This window comes from Streptomyces sp. NPDC042259, assembly GCF_055582085.1.
In genome coordinates this window covers 1-2,652 of record NZ_JBVJDW010000029.1, presented here as the reverse complement: position 1 = coordinate 2,652, position 2,652 = coordinate 1, and the positions used below count along the sequence as shown (strand labels likewise).

Here is a 2,652-nt window from a genome sequence, read left to right as displayed (position 1 = left end):
CAGGCCGATCGCGGCGACGTACCAGGGGCTGGACCAGCCGGTGTCGTTGGTGAAGTGCCCGAAGACGAAGCCGGGGGACTGGTGGTGGGAGGGGACGAGGGCCAGGGCGGTGACGATGACGCCGACGCCTATCAGGTGCCACCAGACGCTGACGGAGTTGAGGACGCTGACCAGCCGGACCCCGAAGAGGTTCAGCAGGGCGTGGAGCAGCAGAATTGCGAGGAAGATGACCATGACCAAACCGGGGGTCGGATCGATGCCCCACTGGAGGTTCAGGAAGGCCCCGGTGAAGAGGGCGGCGCCGTAGTCGATGCCGGCGATCGCCCCCAGCAGGCCGAGCAGGTTGAGCCAGCCGGTGTACCAGCCCCACCGCCTTCCGCCGAGCTGGTCCGCCATGCAATACAAGGCCCCGGACGTGGGGTAGGCGCTGGTGACCTCCCCCAGGGCGCCGCCGACCAGCATCACCATCAGCCCGACAACGACCCACCCCCAGATCATCACGGCCGGGCCACCGGTGGTCAGCCCGAAACCGTAGAGGGTCATGCAGCCGGACAGCACGGAGATCACGCTGAAGCTGATCGCGAAATTGCCGCGCGGGGTCATCTTCCGGGACAGCACGGGCTCGTAGCCGAGCCGGCGCAGCTGGACGTCGTCATGCTGCTCATCACGGTCTGGGGCGGGGCGGGAACGTGGGTGGGGGGAGTGGGCGTGGGACACGGCAGAACCTCCAAGAACGCGGATCGAAAGAACGCGGCGGGTGACAGGGGGGCCGGTGGAGCCCGGCATGCTGGGGCGGTCATGCGGACGGAGGGTGGTTGCGGGCATAGGACAGGGACTGGGTGCGGGCGCGCACGAATTCCGCCTGCCACTGGCTCGGGTCCTCACTGACGTACCACCAGGGCAGCCGCGCGGCGTAGGGGCCCATCGCGGTGAACACCCTGGCCGCGTCGGCGTACTGGTGGGCTGCCCACAGGGCGTGCGCGAGATGACTGAGGTCGAGAACCGACCGCTCCGCCAGGGGCGTTACCGGGTGATTGAACCAGCCGTCGAGCGCGCGTGTGATGTCATGGAGGACGTGGTCCGCAGCCCACTCCCCGCGACCGAGCAGTTCCTCACCCCGTTGCCGCCGGTACCCGTGACTTTCCGCGTAGGTGTACAGCGGCAGTACCCGAAGTGCTGAGCCGGCCGGGGCCCAGGAGACGGCCCATCGCCCGAAATCGATCGCGTCGGCGCGCGAACCGCCCGCCCGCACATACAGGAACTGCAGCATGCGATGGCACGCCTCACGGTTGCCCGGGTCCCGCAAAAGCGCCTGCTTCAGCAGCCCCCACGGGCCCGGCGGAAGCATGCGTTCCGGCGCCTGGGCCCGGTTCACCGCCAGCATCTGCCGCTCATCCAACTGCGCCAGCGCCAAGAGGCACACCCACGGGATGGGGTCAGCGGGTGCACACCGAGCCGCTGCCTCACAGGCCGAGCGGGCCTCCTGCGCCACCTGCCATACACCGGGGAGCTGGTTCCGCTGCCCCCACAGGGCCCGCTCCACCGCGACCCGGGCCCGCATCACGGTGACGTCCACGCTGCCGCTCTCTTCGGCCTCCCATTCCTGGATGACCGTTGAGCGGGCGGCCGCGGCCGCCAGGACCTGGGTCCGCGCGGTCCGCAGCCCCCAGCGCGTCCCGGTGCGGGCCAGGAGGTTACGCATCCCCAGCCAGCGGCCGGCCTCCAGCTCCTCCAACGCCGTGTGCAACTCGTAATCCAGGCCTGCCGGGTGATACACCGGCCAGAACCCCCGGGCGCTCACCCTTTCTCCCCGCAGCGGTCCTCGATCCCGCGGAGCACGGCCAACCCGTCCTCCGCAGATCCCGCCTCGGCCCATAAGCCGTCCAGCACCGTGCGCAGAGAGCCGTCACCGGCGCATGAGTAGGTCACCGCGAGCGACTCCTGGACAAACAATGCGCTCCCGCCGGGCATGGACAGCTCGCTGAGATTGCCCGCCGGCACGCCCTGCCCCCGCTCCGGGCTGAGAAAGCGGACCTCGATCTGCCCCTGGGCGGCCGCACGGCGCAGCCACCAGCACTGGCCTGCCACAACCCCGCGCCCCCAGTCAGCACCGCGCAGAGCCGACTCCTCCAGCAGGACCTCCACCCGGCACCCTGAGGGGTGTCCTCCAGGGGCGGGCCGTGCGGTGACGGCCTGAAGGTCGGGGTCGCGGATCAGCCCGTGGTGCCGCCTGGCCAGGGTCTGCGCGTAGGCGGGGGTCTGGAGCAGGCCCGGCACCATGAGGGAGGAGTAGACGCGCATGGTGGTGGCCTGCCGTTCGACACCGGCCAAGCGGACCCGCCAGCCGGGAGCCACATCCCCGGCCGGGTGAGATGCCCGTAAGGTGCGGGCCTGCGCCAGCAGGTGCTTGAGACCGTCGAGCTCCCAGGCGCTGCAGCGGCCGTAGAGACACAGGAGCGCCACGAGGTCATCCTCGGAAGGAAGGATTTCGGCCCGCTCCCAGCGGCTGACCGTTGCGATGCTGTAGCCGGTCGCGGCGGCCGCGTCCCGCAGGGCTTTGCCGGCCCGGCAGCGTAAGGACCGCAGGTATGCGCCCACTACGAGCGCGGCCGGTGGCGCAGTGTTCATGCTGATGTCTCCCAGGGCGCTGAT

3 protein-coding genes are annotated in these 2,652 nt (G+C 70.4%); all 3 read right to left on the bottom strand.

Annotated features, from left to right (window positions below; translation table 11 throughout):
* A partial coding sequence (locus ACZ6MA_RS33925) for an amino acid permease (RefSeq protein ID WP_469438759.1) occupies positions 1–642 on the bottom strand: 642 nt, incomplete at its 3' end.
* A gap of 154 nt (positions 643–796) precedes the next feature.
* Positions 797–1,777 carry a hypothetical protein gene (locus ACZ6MA_RS33920; protein WP_469438758.1) on the bottom strand — a complete coding sequence of 327 codons (981 nt, stop codon included), beginning with the start codon at positions 1,775–1,777 and terminating at the stop codon, positions 797–799.
* Positions 1,778–1,797: 20 nt separating this feature from the next.
* Positions 1,798–2,652: Scr1 family TA system antitoxin-like transcriptional regulator (locus ACZ6MA_RS33915; protein ID WP_469438756.1), on the bottom strand; the 855-nt coding region annotated here is incomplete at its 5' end.